The 24,767-nt window shown below is 30.3% G+C and carries 18 protein-coding genes; 5 read left to right on the top strand and 13 right to left on the bottom strand.

Annotated features, from left to right (window positions below; genetic code table 11):
* Positions 1 to 44: 44 nt before the first annotated feature.
* From dptF to dptH, 3 genes are read left to right on the top strand one after another with little or no spacing between them, the layout of a single operon-like run.
* Positions 45 to 1,787, top strand: a complete 1,743-nt coding sequence (gene dptF / locus DMB65_RS11895) for a DNA phosphorothioation-dependent restriction protein DptF (RefSeq protein ID WP_110306865.1) — start codon at positions 45 to 47, stop codon at positions 1,785 to 1,787.
* Complete coding sequence (gene dptG, locus DMB65_RS11890) at positions 1,784 to 3,256, top strand: DNA phosphorothioation-dependent restriction protein DptG (RefSeq protein ID WP_110306864.1); 1,473 nt, start codon at positions 1,784 to 1,786, stop codon at positions 3,254 to 3,256. The genes dptF and dptG overlap by 4 nt, the downstream gene beginning before the upstream one ends.
* Positions 3,228 to 8,402 carry a DNA phosphorothioation-dependent restriction protein DptH gene (gene dptH / locus DMB65_RS11885; protein ID WP_110306863.1) on the top strand — a complete coding sequence of 1,725 codons (5,175 nt, stop codon included), beginning with the start codon at positions 3,228 to 3,230 and terminating at the stop codon, positions 8,400 to 8,402. The genes dptG and dptH overlap by 29 nt, the downstream gene beginning before the upstream one ends.
* A 70-nt stretch (positions 8,403 to 8,472) precedes the next feature.
* Here dptH and DMB65_RS11880 read toward each other — a convergent pair whose 3' ends face one another.
* The 13 genes from DMB65_RS11880 to DMB65_RS11820 all read right to left on the bottom strand — a co-directional run bounded on the left by DMB65_RS11880 (position 8,473) and on the right by DMB65_RS11820 (position 21,967).
* Complete coding sequence (locus DMB65_RS11880; protein ID WP_123955336.1) at positions 8,473 to 9,453, bottom strand: hypothetical protein; 981 nt, start codon at positions 9,451 to 9,453, stop codon at positions 8,473 to 8,475.
* A complete protein-coding gene (locus DMB65_RS11875) occupies positions 9,440 to 10,540 on the bottom strand; it encodes a hypothetical protein (protein ID WP_110306861.1) in 1,101 nt (366 codons plus the stop codon). Before DMB65_RS11875 ends, DMB65_RS11880 begins: the two co-directional genes overlap by 14 nt.
* A gap of 17 nt (positions 10,541 to 10,557) precedes the next feature.
* Positions 10,558 to 11,181 carry a class I SAM-dependent DNA methyltransferase gene (locus DMB65_RS11870; protein WP_110306860.1) on the bottom strand — a complete coding sequence of 208 codons (624 nt, stop codon included), beginning with the start codon at positions 11,179 to 11,181 and terminating at the stop codon, positions 10,558 to 10,560.
* A gap of 2 nt (positions 11,182 to 11,183) precedes the next feature.
* Positions 11,184 to 11,885 carry a hypothetical protein gene (locus DMB65_RS11865; RefSeq protein ID WP_123955334.1) on the bottom strand — a complete coding sequence of 234 codons (702 nt, stop codon included), beginning with the start codon at positions 11,883 to 11,885 and terminating at the stop codon, positions 11,184 to 11,186.
* 7 nt (positions 11,886 to 11,892) lie between these two features.
* Positions 11,893 to 12,489, bottom strand: coding sequence for a 3'-5' exonuclease (locus tag DMB65_RS11860; protein WP_110306858.1), 597 nt, complete (start codon positions 12,487 to 12,489; stop codon positions 11,893 to 11,895).
* Complete coding sequence (locus tag DMB65_RS11855; protein ID WP_110306857.1) at positions 12,486 to 12,887, bottom strand: DndE family protein; 402 nt, start codon at positions 12,885 to 12,887, stop codon at positions 12,486 to 12,488. The genes DMB65_RS11860 and DMB65_RS11855 overlap by 4 nt, the downstream gene beginning before the upstream one ends.
* Positions 12,871 to 14,970, bottom strand: coding sequence for a DNA sulfur modification protein DndD (gene dndD / locus DMB65_RS11850; protein ID WP_110306856.1), 2,100 nt, complete (start codon positions 14,968 to 14,970; stop codon positions 12,871 to 12,873). Before dndD ends, DMB65_RS11855 begins: the two co-directional genes overlap by 17 nt.
* The gene (dndC, locus tag DMB65_RS11845; RefSeq protein WP_196239572.1) at positions 14,967 to 16,331 is read right to left on the bottom strand and encodes a DNA phosphorothioation system sulfurtransferase DndC; all 1,365 of its coding nucleotides are present in this window, start codon (positions 16,329 to 16,331) and stop codon (positions 14,967 to 14,969) included. The genes dndD and dndC overlap by 4 nt, the downstream gene beginning before the upstream one ends.
* A gap of 287 nt (positions 16,332 to 16,618) precedes the next feature.
* The gene (locus tag DMB65_RS11840) at positions 16,619 to 17,065 is read right to left on the bottom strand and encodes a DUF1810 domain-containing protein (RefSeq protein WP_110306855.1); all 447 of its coding nucleotides are present in this window, start codon (positions 17,063 to 17,065) and stop codon (positions 16,619 to 16,621) included.
* 219 nt (positions 17,066 to 17,284) lie between these two features.
* Entirely contained in the window at positions 17,285 to 18,262 is a 978-nt protein-coding gene (locus DMB65_RS11835; RefSeq protein ID WP_230470654.1) for a PDDEXK nuclease domain-containing protein, read from the bottom strand.
* 23 nt (positions 18,263 to 18,285) lie between these two features.
* Complete coding sequence (gene mobC, locus DMB65_RS11830) at positions 18,286 to 20,268, bottom strand: conjugal transfer protein MobC (protein WP_110306919.1); 1,983 nt, start codon at positions 20,266 to 20,268, stop codon at positions 18,286 to 18,288.
* Between the two features lie 17 nt (positions 20,269 to 20,285).
* Positions 20,286 to 21,590, bottom strand: a complete 1,305-nt coding sequence (locus DMB65_RS11825; RefSeq protein ID WP_110306854.1) for a relaxase/mobilization nuclease domain-containing protein — start codon at positions 21,588 to 21,590, stop codon at positions 20,286 to 20,288.
* Complete coding sequence (locus DMB65_RS11820; protein WP_165834924.1) at positions 21,575 to 21,967, bottom strand: plasmid mobilization protein; 393 nt, start codon at positions 21,965 to 21,967, stop codon at positions 21,575 to 21,577. Before DMB65_RS11820 ends, DMB65_RS11825 begins: the two co-directional genes overlap by 16 nt.
* Positions 21,968 to 22,606: 639 nt before the next feature.
* Between DMB65_RS11820 and DMB65_RS11815 the strand changes: the two genes are divergently transcribed.
* Both DMB65_RS11815 and DMB65_RS11810 read left to right on the top strand, forming a co-directional pair.
* The gene (locus DMB65_RS11815; protein WP_317048136.1) at positions 22,607 to 22,897 is read left to right on the top strand and encodes a hypothetical protein; all 291 of its coding nucleotides are present in this window, start codon (positions 22,607 to 22,609) and stop codon (positions 22,895 to 22,897) included.
* 337 nt (positions 22,898 to 23,234) lie between these two features.
* Entirely contained in the window at positions 23,235 to 24,746 is a 1,512-nt protein-coding gene (locus tag DMB65_RS11810) for a DoxX family protein (protein WP_110306852.1), read from the top strand.
* Positions 24,747 to 24,767: the final 21 nt, after the last annotated feature.

The raw sequence follows: 24,767 nt of genomic DNA, 5'->3' as shown, positions 1-24,767 counted from the left end.
ATGTCTTCTAACTCTTAGATAACATTTAACCTAACTAAAAATCAATGTCATTAAACCCATTACTTGAAGAGTTAAAAAAACTAAGAGAATCATCAAAGTATGCTGTTGCTCAGGGTACTTATTCAAATTTAAATGGATTTAAAAAGTATTTACATTTAGAGCGTGATGTTGAAAAAAAATTAAAAAATATTATTATTAAAGCAAGTGAAAGTGACAAAGGACAATTGCTACTTGTTTGTGGGAATGTTGGTGATGGAAAATCCCATATTCTTTCGCATCTGCATGACGAATTAGAAAGTATAATTTCTCAGTTTACAATTCATAATGATGCAACAGAATCTCACAATCCTAATGAATCTTCAAATATTACATTATATAAATTGCTTAAAGAATTTAAAGATGAAAATATAGGTTCTTCAAAAGACAAGATTATACTAGCGATTAATTTAGGTACTTTAAGTAAGTTTATTGAGGAATACGGACATGAATTTAAAACTTTAAAAGATTATATCTCAGCAACAAAAATATTAGATACTGATTTAATTCACGATGATGAGTTTGAAACTAAAAGTAATTTTCATCATGTCAATTTTACAGATTATCATATGTATTCATTAACTGAGCATGGGGCAATTTCAAAAATTATCTCTACTCTACTTGAAAAGATTGTTGCTAATAATGAAGCTAATACTATTTATAAGGCGTATTTGGATTATAAAGCTATTTGTCAAGATAAAGTATATTGTCCTATTCAATACAATTATGAGTTCCTTTTTAATGAAAATAACAGAACGATAATATCACAACTTATCGTCAAGGCCATAATTACAAATAAAGAAATTGTCTCTCTTAGAACTTTACTAAATTTTGTTCATGACATAATTGTTCCTATTGACCTTTCTACAATTAAAGAAGCTGATTATTTCAAAACGATAGAGAAAATGCATGGGGCTAAGTATATTTCGAACCTAATTCCTAATTATTTATTTGAACACCCTGAACTTTCCAGCCTATTTGAGAAAATTGAAAGTTTAGATCCATGCATGAGCAGAGCCGCTGTAACGGATGATATTTTATTAACATTAATTAATACTGAAAACCCATTAGATATTTTTTCAAAACATATTACAAAAAATTATCTGGAGAAAATAGAATCAAAACTAAATAAAAGTATCATTTCAAAGTCTGATCTATCACGGTTTTTTATGAGACTTAATTATTTTGACAATTACTTTAAAAAGGATTATTTAAAAGATATTGATTTTGATGAATATTTAGTTTGGCTTTACCACTATAATAACCATAATAAAGATTATATAAAAAAAATATATGAACTTGTAGCTCATGCAGCGAGAAATTGGAATGGAGATCCAAAAACAAATGGGAAAGTTATTATCAATGTTGGGAAAAAACAAACTCAATACAGAGTATTCAAAGATTTTGAAGTTATTCCTAATGTGAACTTCGTTAAGGAGAAAAAAGATACTCATATTGATAAATTCACACAAGAATTTTCACTATCGTTTAAAATTGATAATGAAAATGATACAATAAAAATCCATGTAGATTTTAGTTTGTTTAAGATACTAAAAATGATTTCAAAAGGATACAGGCCAAATAAAAAAGACAATAACAACTATGTCTATTTTGTGAATTCGGTTAATATTTTGATCAATCAAAATAATAATAAAGCTCCATTGTATATTGATGAGGTTAATATAGGAAAAGCTGTCGATTATAAGTTTTCTAAAGATACATTCAGTGGTTATAAATTTCAAGTTATATGATGAAAATAGAATTGAATAAAACTGGAGCGAATAGCCTTGAAAAAAGATATTTTAAAAATAAAAGTTTCAGCCATGTTACTGGAAATCAAATAAAGTTGCTGCCTTTCAAAACCAATCCAAGTGGTGATACCTTTAGCGATGACTTTAAATCTTTTCAGGGAATAATAGGTGAATTATTTAGAATTTTCAATTCTAAAACGCAAATTGAATTAAACCAAACAAACGGTTCATTTAAGATTGAACTTAAAGATATTATATTAGCAAATGCTATTGATAAAGTTGATACTGAAAGTGTTGAAGAATTTAAAAATATGCTTTCAAAACTTTTTTTTGATGAAGAGCACGGATTGATAAAATTCAATATCCAGACGCTATCTTATATGAATTTTATCAATACTAATAATGCGATCAAAGAGATTTCAAAGTTCATTTTCGATTTGTTTTTAACGGATGATTTTGACCAGAATAATTTTAATGAAGATCTAAGTAATGAAAATTTATTGCATCAATTGATACTTCAATGCTTGCCAAAACTGCCAGATTCAACTTATAAGCAAAAGGATTTAACTTATAATAATTTATTTCCTGAACTCAAAACACAGTTTTTAGAAGATTTTGCTTTTTTAAAAACCAGTAACTCTTATTTTTTAAAACATGTTGAAGATTTTTTTAAATATTATTATTTTCATTATTTAAGCCAGCTGATACTTCGAATTAATGATTTCGGGACTACAACGAGATCTCTAAAGCCCGTTTATTATACAATGGATTGGGAGACTCTATCAGAAACGAGATTATCTGGTCATGTTATTGGATGGAAACAATTAAACAAGTATTCAGAATCTATTTTTGCACATGTAAATACTTTAGAATTACTGAATTATATCTATGTAAACGGAGTGCCAATTGGAGACTATCAAAAGATCATGCTTCTTTACATTGAATTAGATTCAGATGAAAAGGAAAAACTTAAAGATTGTCTGAAGGAATTAATAAACTTCTATACTGAGAATATTACTGTTTTTGATACAGGAAAAAATTGGGATGATTGTGATCGTATTTTGGAACTCGATTTAATTAATAAAAATTTTGAGTTTGAAATTCTTAGAGATATCTATTCGCTTTGGTTTAAAATTAAATATCAGTTTGAAAATTCTTCCAGAAAGAAACCTTACAGCGATTATTCAAAATGGTATTCTCAATTTGGCAAAATAAATTACACTAAAAATAGAGGTCGATTAGGAAATACGACTATTTTGTCACAAGAGCTTTTATTATTCTTAACAAGAATCTGTATTGGGAACGAAGACAAAATACGTTTAAAAGCATTGTGGGGAAAATTTAAAGACAGGGGAATTGTCTTTGATGAAACAACAAAGCTTGAAATTACAAAATTGTTTGAAAAAATTAATTTAATAGAGAAAAAAAGTGATAGCGGAGATGCACAATACGTCAAGTCAACTATATAAATATGTTTCGAATTTAATAATAGGATATTTTAAATCTCAAAAAATTCAGCCTGGAGATCGATTTAATCTTTACCTTGAAGACAAGGAAAATATTCAATCTCTTTATGAATCATTAGAGAATGATTTAGAAACTCCAATTGAGCAATTCTCCTACACTCACCCGGAAGGTGGGGAAGCTTACAGCACCTTCAGTTTATTAATTGAGGGCACTAGAGTAATAATAGCTTCAAGTGCATTTGCTTCTGAGGATTATTTTACAATGCTAAGAAATAAAGTAGCTGACCAAAAGGAAGTCTTTGAAGGAACTGCCATTTTAATTTTGTTTAGTGGAAAGTTAGATAGTTTATTAGGCGGAAGCGGCAGCTTAATTAAAGAAGGAATGCCATTGCATTATTCTAGATTTAAAAATCATATCGAACAGGATATAGAGTACAGTGCTACATTAAAAAAGTATGAGAAACAAATTTTAAATTCAGTATTAGATAGAAAAACAAAAAGCGTAGTAGAAGATAATAACTCTATTTTTGATTATGAACAAGTTATAAATTCTTTGCAAAAAGGTACAGTTGATTTAAAAGATTTTAGATTTTTAGGTCTTTTTCCCCAGCAAGAACTAAGCAGTAAAAATGGTGACCTCTCTAAAGATTTGAATAGTAATTTTGCCCTTTATGAAAAATTTGAAAATATTTTTTTAAATGGAAATCCGGCTTCTGATTTAGAACAAGATTTACCAAATGATGCTATTTCAAAGCTTATTAAAAATGATTGGCATGAATTTGACTATTCTGAAATAGTTAAGTGGATGGATAAAGAGAAAGAAAAAGCTCCTCCAGTCTTTCAAACAATTAAGGGAGATAACTTACTACAAACCTTATGGTATAAAACAGATGGTGATTCCGCTTCCAAAAAACGAAATGTAAACCTAATTGTTTTTAATGCTTCATTGGAGTATCCTTTTAAAGTAAATGTAAGATATGATCAGTTTATAAAAAAGGAAGATCTAAATATCAAGCAAGGATCAAAAAACATTAATGTAACCAGTAGCGGATATAACATCGTAATTGAATTTAAAGAATTTGATGCTAATAATTTATTTAGCTTAATAGAATATAAAGATTCAGAGACAGAAAAAAGGTATTTAATCCGAATATTATGTCTACCATTTAATCCAACGGTAATTTCTCAATTTGAAGGCAATTTCCAATTAAATGTTCAAAAAACATTTTCTTACCTTCAGATAAAAGAAAGTTCTATACTAGTTTTTAATCCTGATGGATCTGTTCTGGTCAATGAAATACTAATTTTGGATAATACTTATGAAATTATTGAAGACCAGAAGTTGATTGTAAATTATGATTATTCACTGGCACAAGAAGATTTAATTCATTTTAAGATTAATTTGTTTGATGTTGTCGTTCCAATAGCCATAAAGACAGATTTTGAAGTGCCAAAACCAATTTTGGGAATTGATGTCTGGAAAGAAAAGAGAGTTCATAAAATTGATTTTAAATACATAAAAGAAGGAACTTCTATTAAATTATTATTTAAAAACAATGAAAAAACAGTGCGTGATGAGTTCAGAAATAATTTGATTCAAGAAGAACAAATTATTTATTCTGAGGGATATTCCTGGTTTTTAGATAATGAAAATATTGTTCATAATAATGAAATAGCACTTGAGAGTGAAATAAAAGCAGCTTTTGATAAATTAAGGAATTATTATAAAAACAAAAAAACTCAACCCAGTTTAGTTTATTTGAATGAAGAATTAAAGCAGATTTCAATTGAATACGTTTCTTGTTTTATCAATTGCTTAGAAGAACTAGAAGAAAATAAGCCATTAACCCATGAACAAAAAAATCTTTTATGGTTAGGAGTTGTAAAGGAGCGTAATGGTGAAGAAAAAATTAAATTTAGTCCATTACATCCACTTAATGTCGCCTACCAACTCCAATTAAATGATGATTTAAAAAATGAAGAGATTTATAATGCTATTTTAAAACGATTAAGTCCTTACAATTTAATACCTTATATTGAAGGAAAACCAAATGAAATTTATATTCCAATAGAATCAAGTCACTCTCCGGAATGGCTATATTATACGGTATATCTAAATTCGAAGCAAGCTGTCCCTAAAACTTTTGTATCTAATTTAGTTACTGATAAAATTAAGGATTTTACAACAAATTTTGAGTTCCTTTTTGACCAATCAAAAAAGTCTCCCATAAAAATAAATGCCATTAATCTTGGAGATTGTAAAGAAGTGGTTGAAGGAATTTTTGATTATTATAGAAGATATTTGAATAGTAATTTGACAAAGCGATTGTCAGACTTATTACCTATGGAAATAAGTATTTACGGATCAGATAAAATAGTTACCAAATTTGAGGAACTTACTTTTTATGAAAGCGCTGATGATGTAGAACGATATTTAGGAATTGAATTAAAAACTAAAAATTTTGAGAAGGAAGATCTTTTGAATGTTTTCCTTGACAGAGTAAAATTTTATTCTAAAAAGCAACCCAAAAAATTAGAGAATTACCAGTATTCACATATTACGTTTTATCAATTTGATGTAACAAAAACCGAGAAGTCTTATGATGAAATGAGTTTAGTCAAGACAGGGGTTTCATTTAATGGATTAATGGCTGATGTTTCTTCTACTGCTAGAGTCCAGAATTACAGAACAGGTTTTGGTATGAAAGATTTACCAGAGTATCCAACTGAATTAACAAAACTATCTTGTCTGTTAAACTCTTTTGTTCGAGTTGCCTCTAATGGCGATCCATACGAAAGAAACAAAGCACTCTGTACAACTATTAATTACGATATAAAAGAGCAATTAGAGAAGTTATACCACGATTCTCAATGGGTGACTTATATTGACCCGAAAGTTGATTTGGACTTCTTTAAAGAAAGTAAAGATTTAGTCATTATTCACTATAGTGATCAATATAATAACTCAAATGGTTATGATGCCATTACAGTTAGTCGAAAAACAAGCCAATATGAATTTGTTGTTAAAGAGTTTTTAGAAAAGCATCAAGTAGAATTTGATACGGTTAATGATACAATTAATATCATTAATTTTTTCAATGCGATTAATGGTGAATGGTTACTTAAATTAATCAGGCAACATAGTCAATTTCCTAGAGAGAAATTAAGCCTTTTGTCTGGAATTAAATCATCCCTGACTTTTTTACATCATCCTAATATTATATGGGTTCCTATTTCTTTAGAGGAAATATTAAGAGTTTCCGGTAATGCAGGGCTAAACATGGGGGAGGGATTGTTTTCTACAAAAAATCTGGGAGCTATTGGTTCTTTTAGTGATGATTTATTATTTATTGGTTTAGAAGTATTTGAAGGTAAATTATTGATGCATTTATACCCTGTTGAACTTAAGATAGGAGGATTAGGTATTGTAAAAAAAGGTATTGATCAAGGAAAACGAACGGCTCATTTATTATATGAACATCTACAAAAAGAAGGCTTTTTAAGTGAGTTTTACAAAAATTTCTTTGCAAAAATAGTTTTGACCAATGCTGAAAAAATGAAGCTATTTCACGTTTGGGATACACAAAACTGGAATGTAATTACAGAGCATTACCGTAATGATTTATTAAATAATAATTTCATTATTAGTAATCGATTAAATACAATCATTGGAACTTTTGGATTGATCCATTTTGGCAATGATGTTTTTAAAAGAAAAATCAGTATTACCAGTGAATTTATGCGAGTTGATTTACAAGAAACGGATGGTTATAATTTCCTTGTAAAATCGATTGACAATTTAATTCATCTTTTTCACGAAACAGAAACTACCATAGATAAAAACAGTCTGTTAATCAACACTTTTTCAAATGCTAATTTGGATGTATTTATCCCTATTGAACCATTAATGGAGGAAGATTTTATAATTGCTAATGATATTGCTGAAGAAGAGCCGACTGAATTGGAGGAAATACATTCAAAAGAAATTGATGTAGTCTCTATCAAAAATAATACTGGTGAAGGAATTGAAATTGTTTTTGGCGCTAATTTGAATAACTCCAATAATGTTATTTGGGAGCCCAATAATACTAATAAGGTAATGCATACTAATACTGGCATTATTGGAACAATGGGTACTGGAAAGACACAATTTACCAAATCACTGATAACCCAACTCAATGAAAATGCCAATAAAAATATTGGTGATGAAAAACTAGGTATATTAATTTTTGATTATAAAGGAGACTATATCAAAGATGATTTTGTATCGAAAACGCATGCTAAAGTTTTACATCCTTACCATTTACCCTATAATCCTTTAGCTCTAGATGCAACAGAGCAGTCTAAGCCTATGCTGCCATTGCATACTGCAAATGATCTAAAAGAAACAATTGCTAATGCTTTTAATCTTGGGACAGTTCAAAAACAACGATTGAGAGATGTCATTGTAGAAGCTTATGAAGATAAAGGCATAAATAAAGCCATTAAAGAATCCTGGGCTCGCACTCCACCAACATTAGGTGATGTCTGTGACGTATATTTAGGAAGCGAAAAAAACTCTCAAGATAGTCTGTATGCAGCGATTTCCAATCTTTCTGAATTTGAAATTTTTGAACCGGATCCCACGAAAACGCAATCTTTGTATTCTTTGATAGAAGGAGTTGTTGTAATCAATTTATCTGGTTATGATGAATCAATTCAAAACTTAATTGTTGCCATAACATTAGATGCATTTTACACTCAAATGCAACGTCATGGGCATAGTGAAATAAAAGGAAATAATCGTCAGATTAAGAAAATGATCTTGGTGGATGAAGCAGACAATTTCTTGAGTAAGAATTTCAATTCTATTCGTAAGATATTGAAAGAAGGACGAGAATTTGGAGTTGGAACGATTCTTTCCACTCAATTTCTCAACCACTTTGCAACCAGTGAGAATGAATATTCAAATTACATATTAACCTGGGTAATTCACAGAGTAAATGAAATTAAAATAAAAGAAGTTGAATCCTTATTTTCTTTAGATACAAAAACACAAAAAGAAAACCTTATCAAAACTATTAAAGGATTAGAGAAGCATCAAAGCATTGTAAACTTAGCTGGTTCCGAACCTATTTTGATTAAGGATAAAGCTTTTTGGGAGTTGTAATATAAAGGCTCCAATTTTATAGTTAAAATAGGAGCCTTTATGATGTAGAAATTTATTAGATGAATATTTACTAAACAATATCTTCTTCAAATTCCAAACATTTTTCAACTAATTTTTTTGAATCGTAATTTTCAAAAAAATCAGTATCTGTTATATAATTTAAAATTCTTTTTCTTTCAAAAATTAATCTATTATCTATTTCATCATTCTTGAAGAAATTTGTTTTATTATAACTGACTAGATTAAATGGAATAAACATAGAATGTATTGGATTTAATCTATGAAATTTAAAATAGTTATTATATCTGCTTGTTTCTCCCAGTTTTTTATACCATTCTTTACCACAAGCACACTGTGCTAATAATGCAACTATATTTGCCACATTATCTTCGAAGGGAATCCAGCCAACTAAATCTAACCCTTTTTCTTGTGTTCCTCTAGTTGATACTTCTTGCATTGTCTCAGTATCTATTTCAATCTTCATATCAGCTGCTAAAGATTCCATTTTTTTTACAGCGGTACCAGAATAATTTGAATCTTTACCAAAAGATTTCACAATTGCATGTGTTGGTAAAAAGTTTTTCAATACCACCGTACATAGTTTTTCAAATTCAGTAGTTAGCTCTGGTTGAAACTCAGAAAAAATATTTAATGATGAAGATAAAAGTAAATAAATATATAATTTGTCACGATTAGAAATATTAGCAGACTCTTTAAGTTTAATTTTATCACCATCCTTGATTTCAAATGGATAATCATTTCCAAAAAGTTGTTTTCTTTCAATTATTAATCGATAAATACTAATAATGAATCGTTCGTCCTCATCATTTGCTTCTGATTGGTCACCATCTGAGATACGTTGTCTAATAATTCCTTCATCTCTAAACCTATCCAGCATATCTGTACTTGAAATATAATTTTGATTTGAAACTAAACTAACTAATTCAACATAATCAGCATATAAATAGATTAGGTTTCTTGTTGGTGCTGTTCCTAGTTCAAGAGAAAAACTTGAAAAAAAACTATTAATTTTTGAATTAAAGCTCATCATCTTCCTTATCTTGTATTGAACGGCCAATTTTATTAGCTAAAGACTTAATGTCTTTAATTTGATTAACAACTTCATCATATTTTACATTAACTTTTATTACCAGCCTATCTGCATTTTCTAATTGATTTAATGCTATATTTAAGTAATTATGAAATTGAGAATCTGCTTCCCCAGTCAAGTCTATTGCTGAATCTAAAGAATAACCTTTATCAATAAATGCAACACTTGCTTCTTTATGACCAAGAATTTTATTTAAAGCATTTAGACTTGAACTATCACCTATTAATCTTGTTTTGCCTTCGGTATTTTTTTCAAAAAGCCATCTAGTCCAGTTTTCTAAATTTTCTTCATTGAGTTTAACTTCTCCAATATCATCAATACTCTTAATATCTAAGCCTAAATAATTAGCTATGTGTAGTTTATTTAAACTATCTGCTATATAATTAAAGTAAAAGCTAATATCATTTAAGCCTGGTATTCTATAGAATGCTTCGTCTTCAATTTTATAAAAAACTTGATATCCAATTAGAATTCGTTTTACATAATCTTTTCTACTACCAATACTTTTTGCTAATTCTCTAGAAGCTTGATTCAAATCAAGGTCACTGTATTGGTCTTTCCACAAACCAAATAAATATCTCGCTTTCTCTAATAATTTCCATTCTTTAATACCTGTTATATGTCTATATCCTAAGTAATTATGAATATCTTCCTCTTTGTCAAATATAAGGCAGGGGATTTCATTTGGAAAAAATTCAGCTTCTTTAATAACTTGTTGAATCTTCGTTTTTTGAACAGATACTAAATCAGGCTTATTTAATAATTTTACTGCTGAAAGTCTTCTATTTCCTTCTATTACTTTATAAATATCCTCCTGTTTTTTAATTATGAGTAACTGTTCTCCTGGAAAAAAATCATTTTTACCAATTGCTAGCATTAATTCAATTAACGAAGCATCGAGAAGCATATATTCTAAAATCTCTGTCTCTGTTGCACTTTGAAGGGATTTAGGCAAACGTGGATTGTGTTCATCTAAATATAATTTATCTAATGGTATTAATTCAAAATAAGGCCTCTTATGACTCATAGTTTATATACTTGTAATTAATTTATTTTTTGACAAAAAATATGTATCCATGAGTTGGTATCATAAATAGTACGTTTGTCTTTCGGCTGTATTTCAATTATATTGAAGCCTACATTTTTTAATAATTTCTCAATTTCCTCAGGATGATAGTAAACATAATATTTTTCTACACCTCCATATCTATTGTCTATAAAAATTTCAGAACCTTCTCCTTGCTTTAAAGAAATATAAAGAATACCATTATCAACTAAAATTTCTTTTAGCTTTTTTAATACAAATTTCATCTTGATTTTTGGTACATGTAAAAGACTAGCTGATGACCATATTCCATCAAATGTATCTTTTTCAAAATTTAATTCTAAAATATCCATAACTTGAAAAACACTTTTAACCGATTCCCTTCTTGCAATTTCAATCATTTCAACAGATAAATCTATTCCTACAACATCAAAACCAAGACTAGAAAAGTATTTAGAATGATGCCCTGGACCACATCCTAAATCTAAAATTTTACCATTTTTTATTACCTTTTTCGAGAATTTTTTTATTTCTGGTAATAATTCAAAGCTTTTGACAACTCTGTAGTACTCACTTGCAGTATTATCGTAACTTTTTATAGTTGTTTTTTTTAAATCTTCCATTTCTATTTATTCAACTTTAAAATTTGTGCTTCAATAGAAGAAATTTTAGTTTCTAATTCAATAATTTTTTCATTTACCCTTACATTTATTTCATTAGGAAAGACAAAACCTTCGAAATTATTTCTTTGACCAGATAAATCATCATTAAATGCCATTCTAATTGTTACCAAATGTGAAGCTAGTAAACTTAATAAAGTCATGTCTTGTTCATAAGGTAAATTATCATATCCCGGTCTTGGAATATATTCTTTGACAAACTCAGTATCGTCTCCAATTAAATAACTTTTATCATGAATTAATTGCTCAATTTTTTTACCGATTTTTATAATTGCTTTAATTAATGAAATATCATTTTTATTTAATTTTAATTTTTGATTTGTATCGGGATAAATTTGTTTTTTATTGAGAAGATGTGTTAAAGTCCTAAACGTAGCAGGCTTTCCTTTCTTTAAGATTTTAAATAACGTTTTACTATTCTCAAGATGGTGTCTTAATGGTATAAAGAATTCATCTAATTTTGTTTCAAATATTTGTTTACTTTGCAATAAGTCAACTCGAGTTATATTTTTTTTGTTATCTCTTCTAGATATAACAGTTTGATAAATTGATATAAATGCTGCAATAACAGATGCAATACAAGCAATGATTGCTGCATTAACTTCAGCGCTAAAAGAAAGTATAATTGAATTTGCGACATTTATCATTAGCATTTTAACTATTGAGATAAGAAGGAATAATATATCCCTTAAATTGATTAATAAGTAATTTTCCATATATAAGTCTTGAAAAAGCCTCTGCCTCATATAGAACTCCATTTATAGCTAAATGGGGTTTAGGCTCTACAGGTAATCCAACGTATTTCATAATTTTATCACCATTTAAATTTGAAAAATCATTTTTTATAATTGGATTAATTCCATTTTTTAAGTGATGACAATAAACTAAAGTATGGAGATCGATCTTTCTCCATCCAAAAACATAATCAATACCGCATCTTCTTAAACTTTCCTTTAAAAAATGAATATCAAAATCTACATTTTGACCCGCTAGAGTTTTATTTTTTATTGGTTTTATCCATTCAATAAAGTTTAAAAGTAAATCCCTTAATTCTTGTTTGTTAATATCGCTAAGTTCAACATGGTTGTATCCATTAACCTCAAGAGCATTTTCGTCTATTTCTGCACCTTCAAAAATTCTGCATTTCTGATAGAATCGATTATATGGATTACTAAAATCTAAAGCTCCAATTTCAATAATTGAATTCTTTAAAGGATCTAAACCTGTTGTTTCAATATCAATTACAATCATGCTAATTTTAATGAATTGATTCCATCCGTAATCAGATCCTTCAAGAAATCAAAACCATCAATATTGGAACGACTGTTGACTTCATCATTTAGAAGTTGCAAACCATCATCTAAGTGCATTTTTATGTAGCGTCCAATGTCTTTGTCTGTCTTGTATAAACCATAGTGTACGCAGATTAAACCTAAATAAATATCATAATAATCACCAAACAATACTGATTTTGAGTATTCTTTTCCACCAGCATCTTTGATATTATTTAAATCTAGTTTTCTATCTTGGGATAAAGAATAAGTATATGCTATTCTTGCCACTACATTTTCTGTCCCTAATCCCAGTTTACGTGTCAATAACGAAACAACTTCTTTGTTTTCTTTACTGGTTTTAATTTGCGTAAACATCTTGTTCTTGTTTTAAATGAGTAAATAATTGGTCAACGGCAAATGGTCTAAAACTTGAACCATTGTGATGGTTCTCAATAACAAAAACTTTATTCACATTTGGTTTTAAATAGTCATATTCTAATTCTGATAATTCTTTTTCCAACAGTGGAAATAAAACTACTTGCTCAGAAATTGCCGGATAGAATTCTTTAATGATGTTTTTAGAATGGTATTTGTCAAATTTCTGTAATGGGCTATCAATAAACACTGGAAACTTAATTCCAGATTCATCAACTAATGCTTTTAACAAGGCTGTAGCATATAATTGTTGCTCACCTTTTGATAAAGAATCTTTGTCAATGATTTGCTCATTTTTATCCAATAAATCTATATCCATAACATCATCAACTACATTTACACGGATATTGTGAATAAAATCACTTTTATGCATAATCTTTTTCAAACCAAGCATTATTGATTTTTGTAACGAGTACTTCTTATCTTCTTTAATTTTCTGGATAATGGCATTAATTTTAACCAATAGCTTCTCAGTTACTTCATATTTCTTTTGGTCAGTTTCTGCCAATTTGAAATTCTTTTCGTATTCTGAAAGGACTTTTTTTGTAGAAGCTAATCTTACATTAAGGCTGTCATATTCTTGAATCAGTTTTCCTTTATTTAATGTTAAAACTGTTATTTTATCTTCTGACTCTTTTTTTTCTTCACGCAATTTTTGAGCTAAAGGGTTGTCTTTTCTTGCTTCAGCTTGTTTAATTTGATGATATACTTTATAAAAATAAATCCTATTATTTTTCTCTTCCTGAACTACCGCATTAAACTGACTTGAAAAAGCACCCTTGATATTATTGAAAACTGCTTCAAAGTTTCGAAATTGTTCTACAGTAAAATCAAGAAGGATAGTATCGGATTTTGATTTTTCTTTACCAATCTCTTTTTCAGATAATGTTTGTTTTAATGCTTTCTCTACTTTTAATTTTGAGTCAGCATCCAGACTTAGATTCTCTAAATTCTTCAATAGTGTATTTGAAAATGAATCTAATTCTTGGATTAAAAAAGACTTATCAATTGATTTAGTATTTGAGTTTTGTTCTGAAATTAATTGTTCATTTAAAAGCACTAATTTCTTTCCGGCAATTACTAATGGAGCTATGTCCATCAATTTTTTAAGTTTATTTTTAATTTCAATTGATTCTTCTTTTAGAACATCCCGCTCTGACTTCATTTTCTGAAGTTCTTCCAAAGTGATACCATTTCCTTCGCGAATTAATTTCTCTTGAAGACTATCACTATTTGCTTTGTGATTGGCTATTTCACGATCAATATTGAATTGTTTATCCTGATTGATTTCAATTAAACCATTTAACTCGGATTCCGCATCAGTCAGCTCGAATAATTTGGTTTGTTGAAATGGAGAGGCACCACTTCTACGAAGTTTACTCAATAATGTTTCAAGATTCTTTTTTAAATCTTCATATTTCTTTATTCCTAAAACTTCTGAATAAGCTTTGCTTAAATTTTTTAATTCTGCTTTAGTTTTAGCTTCGGCAAGAGAAACAATTTTTTCTGCATCAAAGAAAAAGAATTTTGCAATTTCACGAGGCAAAATAAAATCATTAATAAATACTTCAAAACCAACCTCCTTGGTAAGTTCATTCTCTAAACCGTCTATAAATATTTTTAAATCTTCGGAATCTGTTCTTAGATCATAGGATCGTTTAATGATAACAGATTTGCAAGGGATAGAAGGTATAAGGATATCTTTTAATTCTATCTCAACGGAAAGTATTGGAGAAATTTTTCCGTTATTCTCAAAATCAGTCTTTACTTCTCTATTTAAAAGTGTTTTGATAAATTTTTCATATCCACCGGCATTCTTGATGTCTTTTTTATATTTATCCTCAACCTCACTCATCATTTTACCATAGAAAACCCAAATAAGAGAAGTCAAAAAGGTAGTTTTCCCAAAGCCATTTTTACCAGCTATTATGCTAATGTTTTTAGACGGACTTGGAGCAAATAATATTTCGTTTTCTCCTTTGTAAATTCTAAAGTTTTGGAATTTTATTTTATTTATTTTCATACTTCATTCTCATTTACAAAACTTTCAATTCTTTTTTCAACATCATTGTGCAGACCATATTTAGAAATCATTAATGTTTTAGTTTCCTGTAAAGCAATCAAGTTATCGATCAAATGATAATAATCTGGCTCATCTTCGCACACTTCTCTCAATATTCTACGTTCAGTATCATCAAGAGATTTAATATTATTGGTGCTAATCTCTTTGTTATAAATTTCTTTATATAAGTCACCAACTGTGTTATCAAAATAGCCATCTCTATTCCAAGTTACTTGAATAGCAATTAACTCTTGATTATTAATTAATGTAATATGTGGTCTCTCTTTTTGAAGGTCTCTTTGTACTAATAATAAGTCTTTTAAAATTTGATATCTATATTCAACAGTATAATTCCCGTTGAAAGTACCATCTTCTCTAATAGCTTCTTGTCCATTTCGCCTGGTGTCTGAACGATTTTCTGAAATATTTCTTCCTTCAACTAACCTATTTCTAAATTCTAATAAAGGTTCCATCCAGTTTTGACCATTATTAACTAGGGATGACATAGACTTATCGTTCTTAACGACTGTACAAGTCCAGCATCCAAAACGGCTTTGACCACATGAGGTATGTTCTTTATTAACAACTACTGTTGGGCATTCATAATCATCAGCACTTGCATCAGCGTATATTTTAAAAAGAATTGAATTATCAAACCCCCAAGGGTTTTTTACAGCATTAATTATATACCATATCTCGTCAACAATCATTTCTTTTATCGGAGCATAAACATACGTATTTGCAGTGGTTTGATGCTTTGATAATCGACTTCCTGTTACTTCATGTTTCCGAATGGATCGTTCTCTTGTGGCACTTTCATCGTAACGAGTCCCTAATAAAACGATTGCTTCTCCTTTTTCATCTATTTGTTCTATCAGAAAATTTGAAGTTGGTCTTATCTTTAATTTATCAGTACACCATCTAAAAGCATTATTAGGTACAGGATAACCTTTCCCAATTACATTAGTCCAGAAAGTTTCTTCTAATTTAGGGGTTGTTTTCTGTACAAATATGGGAAGATCTTGATCCCTTGCGGACTCGGTAATTTTTACTAAAACATCTTCAACATAATTTGCAATAATTGGATTTTCTACCATTGTATCATTACAAACTACGTAAATCTTTCTTTTTAATTGAAATGGAAAAGGTAAATTCTCACGGATTCTTTGTAATGCAATCCAAACTAACATTAACAAAACTGTCGAATCTTTACCTCCGCTAAATCCAATTATCCATGGTCTATCTGACTTATCAGCATAAGCGTACTGATCAATAATTTCCGCTATTATGCCTTCAACTTTTTTATTTTTTATAAGTGTCATTACTAGTATTTAAGTCTCTTTTAAAAATAGAGAATTCTAACATATTCTTTTTTACAAATTTAGTCTTATTATAAACAATTTTTCGGGTTTAATAATGTTTTATTTTCCTATCTAAACCTTCGTAATCATTGAGCAAGTATATAATCAAGCAAATAATTATGTTGAAAACTGATTTACAACTACTTTTCTATCTCAAAATCATTTGTTTAGTTAAGAAATAATCAATTTATAAATACATTTTTTGTTTAATGTAGAACATAATAGGTTTTACTTTAATCCAAAATCAATTATTGAGTTTCCCTATAATTATTTCGAAGCATCAATTCCAAAGTAGCTTTATCATCAATTGAATCAAAATATTTCGCTAATACATAGTCAAAAACAGGATTGGAATCATGCAGATTAGCAAAAAGCGTCATACTGGAATGGAATTTATTATCATCTGGTGTCCCAAATATATCCATTATGCTTATTTCTTGATGTTCTAATAAGGCATTAGTAATTTCAACGAGATGTTTTCCTAGAATTGGATGAGCAATATAAGCTTCGGCTTCCTGAAGATTTTGAATAGCATATAGTCTGGACATTTCGCTTTGATCCAGACCTTTGAGTTGAGGGAAAATAAACCACATCCAATTAGTTAATTTTTTACCTTTTTGTATTTCTTCAAGAGCCCTAAGGTACAATTGATTTTGGGCTTCTAGGAATCGATTTAAATTGGTCTCAATACTCATTGGTAAGTTAATTAAGGGATGCGAAATTACAAAATTAAGAGTTATTTTTAATATATGTGCAAGTCAATTTCATGTATCTTTAACTAAGGCAAAAGATTGATTATACTAATATTTATTTTAAAATACTCTTGTATTTTTTATCCTATATTTTATAAAGTTGGAAGTATAGTAATTATAAAAAACAAAAAAATCCATTTTAAATTCTAACACAACTCCTAATCAGCTTATTCTATTTAATAATTCGTGCATTTTTTGCTGCAATAATTGTTTATTTGGAAGTTGAATCTTATATTCCGAAACCATTGTAGAAGACAGACTTCTGTTGAGGGCATACTCAACGACCTTGCTGTCCTTGTCGTTACATAACAATATCCCAATACTTGGATTTTCATGAGGTTTCTTAACATCACGATCCAATGCTTCGAGATAGAAATTTAACTGTCCTAAATGTTCCGGTTTAAATTTATCTGCTTTTAATTCAAAAGCGACTAAACACTGTAGTCCCCTGTGGTAGAATAAAAGGTCAATATAAAAATCACTATTGCCCACCTGGAGTTTATATTCCTGATCGATGAAGATAAAATCTTTCCCTAATTCCAAAATAAAATCCTTCATCTGTCTGATTAGTCCCTGCTTTAATTCGCTCTCACTGTAGGGGTCAGAAAGATTTAAAAAATCAAAAATATAACTGTCCTTGAAAGTATTATTGAGATCCGTGTGTATTTCTCGCACCACTGGTGCGAGTTTTGAATTTCCAATCATAGTTCTTTCAAAAAGACTGGATGAAATCTGACGCTCTAGTTCTCGTTTACTATAGTTTTCTCTTTTTGAAAAGCTTAGATAAAACTCTCGTTCTTCTACTGTTTTACATCTAGAAAAGATAATCAGATTATTGGACCAGTTTATTTCTCGCACCAGTGGTGCGAGTTTTGGTGTATCTTTGTAGATTTCATAAAACTGCCTCATACGCCAAAGATTTGCATCCGAAAATCCCTTTAAGTCAGGCTCCATTCTTAGCAAAAAATCAGCTAGTTCTTTTACTACTGATTTTCCCCATTCTGCTGTTTCTAGGCGATTGTAAATGTACTGCCCAATATTCCAGTACAGATTTATCATTTCAGTATTAACTGCTGTAATTGCTTTTGATCTGGAATGTTTTATTAATTGGATTATATCAGTAAATTGCTCTTGTATCATCGTTTCTATATTTAATTTATTATTTACTTCTTAATTACTAAATGGCTCAATTCAATATCATTTAATAGTCTTTCTTTTTCAGCATAAATAATATCCTTTATGTCCTTTTTTATCTGCAGATAATTGCGCTGTACCATCGAATTATCGACTTTTCGAATGACAGGAATATCGACGTAATCATCCTGTTCTTTTTTCAATGCTTCATGGTCATTTACTATTTCAGAATGAAATGTTTTGAGTTCAATTTTACAATCAGGATCATCCGCTACCATACCCACGAATTCACCAGAACTAAGTCCGGAAATTTTGGATGGAGGCACTGCCGATTCCAATTGTTTGGACCGGCTTATAGAAGTATCTCCGCTATTAATTGAAAGGCTTTCCCTGTCCTGCATAATTTTTCCAAAACGCTCTGACAATTGTTTGGCAGTATCACCTGTAACTTGTCCGCTTACTACGTTTCCAACAATATTCATAATCACGTCTGCCTGTTCTCGTCCATAGTCTTTACGCAGCTGGCTAAAATCCTGAATACCCAAACAAGTTGCTACTTTATTGCTCCTAGCTGTGGCAATCAAACTGTCCATATTGTTTAGATAAATAGTTGGAAATTCATCAAATATCAGACTGCTTTTTTGTTTCTTTTTTTGATTCACTTGCTTTACCAATCGGTTAACATACAGTGATAATACAGCTCCATATATTTGGATTTTCTGCGGATTATTTCCCATGCAGACGATCTTGGGATCGTCCGGATTATTGATGTCTAGTGTGAAGTCACTACCCGATAAAACATAATACAATTGTGGAGAGGAAAGCCGTGCCATGGCAATTTTTGCAGAAGCAATTTGCCCCTCTAATTGGTCCATAACATTATTTAGGTAGGCATTCACAAAGGGATTAATAAGTACTTCTATTTCTTTTTCGGTTCTGAGCAGGGTAAAGAGACTGTCGTAATCTTCCTGCATGAGTTCAATTACATGGGGAAGCGTACAGAATTCGCCGTCTTTGTATTTTCGTAAATACCATATTATGGCGGAAAGAAAATTAATCGGTGATTCTACAAAAAAATCACCCTGTCTTTTGATCCATTCCCTGTTGAGTCCCAGCAAAATAGTACGCGCAGATTCTGAAGCATCCGTGATGTCACTCATGCCAGACGGTTCTAAAGGATTACACCGATTGGTCCGGGTCAAATCGTCAAAATTAATGACATAAAACTGAGGTAATTTCGGATAGTGATGTTTGTATTTAAGCCAGGTATTATAGACAATTCTGGTCAGGTCATCAAACTTGAAATCATAGACAAACATGGTGAATTGTTTACGTATGTGCTGGGTAATGACATGGTGTATGACGAAATAAGATTTCCCGGATCCGGGCGTACCAGAAACCAAGAGTCCCCGAAAAGGATTGATAATGTTTATCCAACTGTCCCTTATCTTATCCTTTAAGTGATATCGAGCTGGCAGATTAATAGAATATTCATTTTCCAAGAGCCTTTCTTCCTGAGGAAAAGTTTCATTTTCTTTATTAAAAACATCTTTATTGTTGAGCCTATTTTTTATAATACGTGACAATAGTGTACCGCCGGAAAGCATTAGAAGAAAGCCACTGGAAGTTATAGTCATATAGGCAATTGCTGCCAGAATGAGTTCAATTTTCAGGTAAAGCGAAAGACCACTTATAAAGTAAATAAGAATACCCGTAATGATGTAAGCCAAAGCTGTTTTGTAATTCAGCTTTTCGTCTTTACGACCTTTGGCACCAATTAAGGAAATAATCAAGAATCCAAGTGCAAAGAGTTTAGATTTATGAAAATTACTGAATAATCCGGTATGGTAAATATTACCCATAATTTTATCACTAAACCCACTGACCAGCTGCCACTGCTGAAAGGCAGCGTAGCAGTAATAATAAAAATGGATTACTAATATAATAATACTGATGAGTCTTGTCATATCCAAGATCTTCCTAAGCGCCTGTTCGTTTTCTCCTGTCTGCATAGCCATGATGTCAAGTTTTATCGATTATTAGACTGTCCTTTTCGTTTTTTCTTTTTATTTCTCAGCTCATACGGAAGATAATTAGCCGTTTGTTCTGATTGAATGAGCATCTCTGCTAATTGCCCCATTATAGTGCTGGATCCTACATATTTGTTATCCCTAAAATCATCACCAAACAGCGTTGCAACTATTTCCGACTTTGGTGCTTCAAATATGATAACTTGTAATTTTTCACTAACCAAATTTGTCATTTTTTGATCGGCTGGATTAATGGATGTACAGCGTTCCTGTATCGCTTTAGCACTGTATTGTTTACCGAGTGTACTGCCGTTAAAAACACATTTTGTGGTGTGGTCAACGTAGGTGATTCCATAAAGTAAGCCTTCTGCGTTTTTTCTAAAAACAGTATTGATTCCCTCTTTTTGCAGTAGTTGAACTAGTTCTGTGAGCGATATTTGCGATTTGAAAAATGCCATATCGATAGCGTTTTTTACCCTTCTTATGTCTGACATTTGATTAGCCGTATTGGATGTAAATTTTTGTTCTAAAAACTTCAGGGTTGGTTTATAGTAAAAGTCACTGGCCTTTATAGGTACTCCAATAGATTTACCGTCATCATCCAGTATTCTATACACTAATCCTTTAGCTTTGAATATTCTTGAATTTTCATTGCCTCGGTCCGCCAAAACATTATATTGTTTTAGTACTGCATTGAGTTCTGCCAGACTTGCATATCTATAAGACGTAAGTACCTGAGACAATACATTTGAAATTGCTTTTTTGGATTGGATTCTACCGTATTTAACTTTACCATTTGAAATAGGTTGAAGTTCCTTATTCTGATCTTTTCTACGTCCCTCAGCTACGACAAGTCTAAAGGATTTTTCGATTTCTTTTCTTGCCGTTTCAGATTGATTTCGACCAATATTATGCATGTCAATTCTACTTCCGTCTGCTTTTACTTTTATGGAGGTTATGTGAATGTGCGGATGTCCGGAATCGTGATGCTGGTATACCAAATAGGGCTGTTCTCCAAAACCAATTTTTTCCATATATGAATTAGCAATGCTCATCAGTTTATCTTTTGAATAGTTTTCTGAGGGATCAAAGTTTAGCGATATATGTACGCTGTTTCGCTTTACATTGTCATTCAAAGCCACTTGTTTTAGAAACCGATTTAGTTTCATAGTATCACTCATTTTATCCACATCCATAGGATAATTTCCTTCGCCGATACATTCTGCTACTCCTTGTTTTACTTTGTTTTCGTTGTAGTTAAGAATACTGTGTATCGAATGCCCCGTTTTTATGATCGCAACCATCTTACTGAAATTTGCTGGATGTATTTCTTGATTTCTTCAACCTTCTCCAAGAGGTTTTTTTTATCCAATTCAGTACTAATAATCCATACTTTAAATTCCGGAATCTGATTCAGTGTATGCAGTTTTTTAACTGCCTGGTTAAAGTTGTTTCCAATAGCACCTAATTCCCCTCGAAGCCGTATAATTTCCAGCATAAATTCGTCAAGGGATTCATTACGAAATTTAGTTGTAACAGGTTTGTCAAATAAGTGTCTGCGAATGTAGTCACTTAGCTTTCGGGAAGTACTGGCTTTCCATTTGCGCTCAATTTTTACATACTCTTCGGGTGTAAACCGTAACCCGACTATGCGTGTTCTGTTTGAATTTTCTTTTTCCATCATCTCTCTTTTTCATTGTTATCAAACTCTTTTTTTTCCTTTTAGCCTCACTGCTCACGAGTTCCGAGTGTAGAGCAGCCAGATCGGTTGTTTAACAACCGGACATCTGGCCGATTGCAGGAACGTGGCAATCCTCCTGATACTTTAATGTTCTTTAGACATTCTAGTATTTTCTAAGATTTTAAAAATTCAAAATATCCAATTATTACCTCTTTTTTGACAATTTGATATTTTGACTGTATTGTTCATAGAACTTAATACACTATAAAGACAGTCATTAAATTTTTAATGTTTTTTTTCTAAAATCTATTTCATTTTTATTTTTAGAACTCAAAGAAAGTGCACACTGCATAAAATTCAGAACTATTATAACCTGGTAGCTATTATGCCGATTTATCTTCCGAATTTTAGATTGAAAACGTGCTCTTTCAAAGCAATAAACCAATTTAAAACAACAAAATCCTGACTGTTTTAAGGAAGGTTTTTGATTGCTCATTTTGATCTTTGCTGTTTAATTCAGAGACAAAATTAAGTAAGCGAAATGGATTTTACCTATGATGGACATATTATGTCCATGACACTTTAAGACTGGCTTTATACCTTTGTATAAATAAATTATTAATTAAAAACGTGAAGATTATGACAACAAATGATGTGGCCAAGGTTTTTGATACTGTACTTAGTATCCCAGGCATGAATGATGTAGTGAAGATTGATTTGAAAATTTCACGAAAAAATGTATTGCTATTAAACCATGTTATTGAACGTGGATTATCTGCTAAGGAGAATGATAAACCATCGATTCTTATGACAAGTATTCAAGAAGAAAATCTTCAGGAGTTAAAACTATTTGGAGAGGAATGTTTACAAAAAGCCGGGCTAATTGAACTTAGTGAAAAACTAAGTTTACTTGGCGATACAATAAAGTAGCAACAGTTAAAAATCACAAATTACTTTGATGTCATTAGAAATTATTTTTCTAATGGCATCTTTTTCATTATAAACTGCACCTTATCCTGTTTTTTAACTACGATTGAATGTTATTGAAAAATCTTGGCAGGTTTTTGATAATAATTTATATCAGCAAGTGATTTAATTTTGTCCATAACATTATAAATCAATTCTTTACTTACAAGTTGTTAATTTCTGCCAGGCTTAAAACTTATTAAATACTACAACTAAATTGGTTCTTGAATAAAACCTCATCTAAAGAATTGCTATTATTTCAAATATGATTAATTGCTTCGTTTAATTAATTTCAATTACAATGAAATCAAATGCAAAACTTAAGAATATAATTTTGGACTCAATTTGCTTATTGCTGGTTCTATTGTTTGTCTATGCGGCAGTAACTAAAATGCTTGACTTTGAGAATTTTCAAATACAATTAGCACAATCTCCACTGCTTAGTGCATTTGCCGGACTAATTTCCTGGGGAGTTATCATTTTAGAACTTTTGATTTCAGTTTTACTTGTATTTAAAAGAACCAGATTACAGGCATTATATTTTGCTTTTGGGCTGATGGTCATGTTTACAGTTTACATATACATTATTTTAAATTACAGTTCTTTTATACCTTGTTCGTGTGGAGGCATACTGGAAAAATTAAATTGGAAAGAGCATCTGGTTTTTAATATTTTCTTTGTTATTATATCCGCAGTTGCGATACTAATTATCCCATTTAAAAATACTGCAGAGGGAGGCTTTAGAAAAGAAAAAAAACGAAAATCTCTCTCTCTTGCAGGCTGTGCTTTGTTGGCAGTTATGCTAATGGCCGGATTATTTATCAAGTCAGAAAATATGATGCGTTATGATAATTCATTTATCAGGCGCTATCCTCAGGGCACAGAAAAAAAATATGATACACAGATACAATACAATTCTTTTTATTTTTCAGGTTTTTCAAAGGGTAAAATCTATTTGGGTAATACAAGTAGTCCATTGCTGGTAACAGAGTGGGATTCTTTACTCAGAAGTAATGCGAAACATAAAATCACAGTGAATAGTCACCTTTTGTCTACCGCTGTACGGTTAAAAATTATTGACTCTTCTTTTTATTTGATTGATGGAAATGTTGCTTCAATATTTAAAGGCAGTATTTCAAATTGGAAGGCAAGATATAAATGGAATGGTTCTATTCGATTCACACAGCCTCAGGTCATTGATTCGGTTCACATATCATTTAGAACTATTGACAAACAAAGCAATCAAAGTGAATTAGGAACTTTATACTTTGGAAATCCCTCTAAAATAAGTATAAAGCCTGATTTATTACAAAAGCAAGTTGATGGAATGTTTGATGTTGACGGAAGATTTTATTATGACTTTTATTCCCAGAAACATGTTTACATCTATTATTACCGTAATGAGTTTATAGTTGCAGATCAAAATTTAAATCTTGCTTTTAGAAGCAATACTATCGATACACTTAGTCCTGAAAAAGTAAAAGTTGCTTATATAAGCAGCAGAGGCGAAAAAAAGTTTGCCGCTCCACCAGTAATTGTCAATAAATCTGCTGCTATTCATAAAAATCTGCTGTTTATAAACTCAGGAATAATTGGAAGATATGAAGATAAAAAAATGTGGAATCAGGCCTCTGTAATAGATGTATACAATTTAAATGACAGATCCTATGTGTCCAGTTTTTATGTCTACCATATTGAAAATAAAAAACTAAAAGATTTTATTGTGAGTGACAATCAATTGTATGCCATTATCGGGACTCATTTGGTCAGTTACGTGCTTGGCAGTGGTATTACAATACATTACAAAAAGTAATTATAATATACAGCGCAGTAT

The organism is Flavobacterium cheongpyeongense (assembly GCF_003202435.1).
In the GTDB taxonomy this organism is placed as follows: Bacteria; Bacteroidota; Bacteroidia; order Flavobacteriales; family Flavobacteriaceae; genus Flavobacterium; species Flavobacterium cheongpyeongense.
Note: the sequence above shows the minus strand (reverse complement) of the source record. Positions and strands in the feature narration are given on the sequence as shown.

What these genes read in the sequence shown, in the direction of transcription:
- dptF (WP_110306865.1), top strand. Translation starts at nt 45, where the DNA reads ATGTCATTAAACCCATTACTTGAAGAGTTAAAAAAACTAAGAGAATCA.
- DMB65_RS11875 (WP_110306861.1), bottom strand. Translation starts at nt 10,540, where the DNA reads ATGAGTCATAAGAGGCCTTATTTTGAATTAATACCATTAGATAAATTA.
- DMB65_RS11860 (WP_110306858.1), bottom strand. Translation starts at nt 12,489, where the DNA reads ATGATTGTAATTGATATTGAAACAACAGGTTTAGATCCTTTAAAGAAT.
- mobC (WP_110306919.1), bottom strand. Translation starts at nt 20,268, where the DNA reads ATGCAGACAGGAGAAAACGAACAGGCGCTTAGGAAGATCTTGGATATG.
- DMB65_RS11880 (WP_123955336.1), bottom strand. Translation starts at nt 9,453, where the DNA reads ATGATGAGCTTTAATTCAAAAATTAATAGTTTTTTTTCAAGTTTTTCT.
- DMB65_RS11810 (WP_110306852.1), top strand. Translation starts at nt 23,235, where the DNA reads ATGAAATCAAATGCAAAACTTAAGAATATAATTTTGGACTCAATTTGC.
- DMB65_RS11815 (WP_317048136.1), top strand. Translation starts at nt 22,607, where the DNA reads ATGACAACAAATGATGTGGCCAAGGTTTTTGATACTGTACTTAGTATC.
- DMB65_RS11835 (WP_230470654.1), bottom strand. Translation starts at nt 18,262, where the DNA reads ATGATACAAGAGCAATTTACTGATATAATCCAATTAATAAAACATTCC.
- DMB65_RS11865 (WP_123955334.1), bottom strand. Translation starts at nt 11,885, where the DNA reads ATGATAAATGTCGCAAATTCAATTATACTTTCTTTTAGCGCTGAAGTT.
- dptH (WP_110306863.1), top strand. Translation starts at nt 3,228, where the DNA reads ATGCACAATACGTCAAGTCAACTATATAAATATGTTTCGAATTTAATA.
- dptG (WP_110306864.1), top strand. Translation starts at nt 1,784, where the DNA reads ATGATGAAAATAGAATTGAATAAAACTGGAGCGAATAGCCTTGAAAAA.
- DMB65_RS11840 (WP_110306855.1), bottom strand. Translation starts at nt 17,065, where the DNA reads ATGAGTATTGAGACCAATTTAAATCGATTCCTAGAAGCCCAAAATCAA.
- DMB65_RS11855 (WP_110306857.1), bottom strand. Translation starts at nt 12,887, where the DNA reads ATGTTTACGCAAATTAAAACCAGTAAAGAAAACAAAGAAGTTGTTTCG.
- dndC (WP_196239572.1), bottom strand. Translation starts at nt 16,331, where the DNA reads ATGACACTTATAAAAAATAAAAAAGTTGAAGGCATAATAGCGGAAATT.
- dndD (WP_110306856.1), bottom strand. Translation starts at nt 14,970, where the DNA reads ATGAAAATAAATAAAATAAAATTCCAAAACTTTAGAATTTACAAAGGA.
- DMB65_RS11820 (WP_165834924.1), bottom strand. Translation starts at nt 21,967, where the DNA reads ATGGAAAAAGAAAATTCAAACAGAACACGCATAGTCGGGTTACGGTTT.
- DMB65_RS11825 (WP_110306854.1), bottom strand. Translation starts at nt 21,590, where the DNA reads ATGGTTGCGATCATAAAAACGGGGCATTCGATACACAGTATTCTTAAC.
- DMB65_RS11870 (WP_110306860.1), bottom strand. Translation starts at nt 11,181, where the DNA reads ATGGAAGATTTAAAAAAAACAACTATAAAAAGTTACGATAATACTGCA.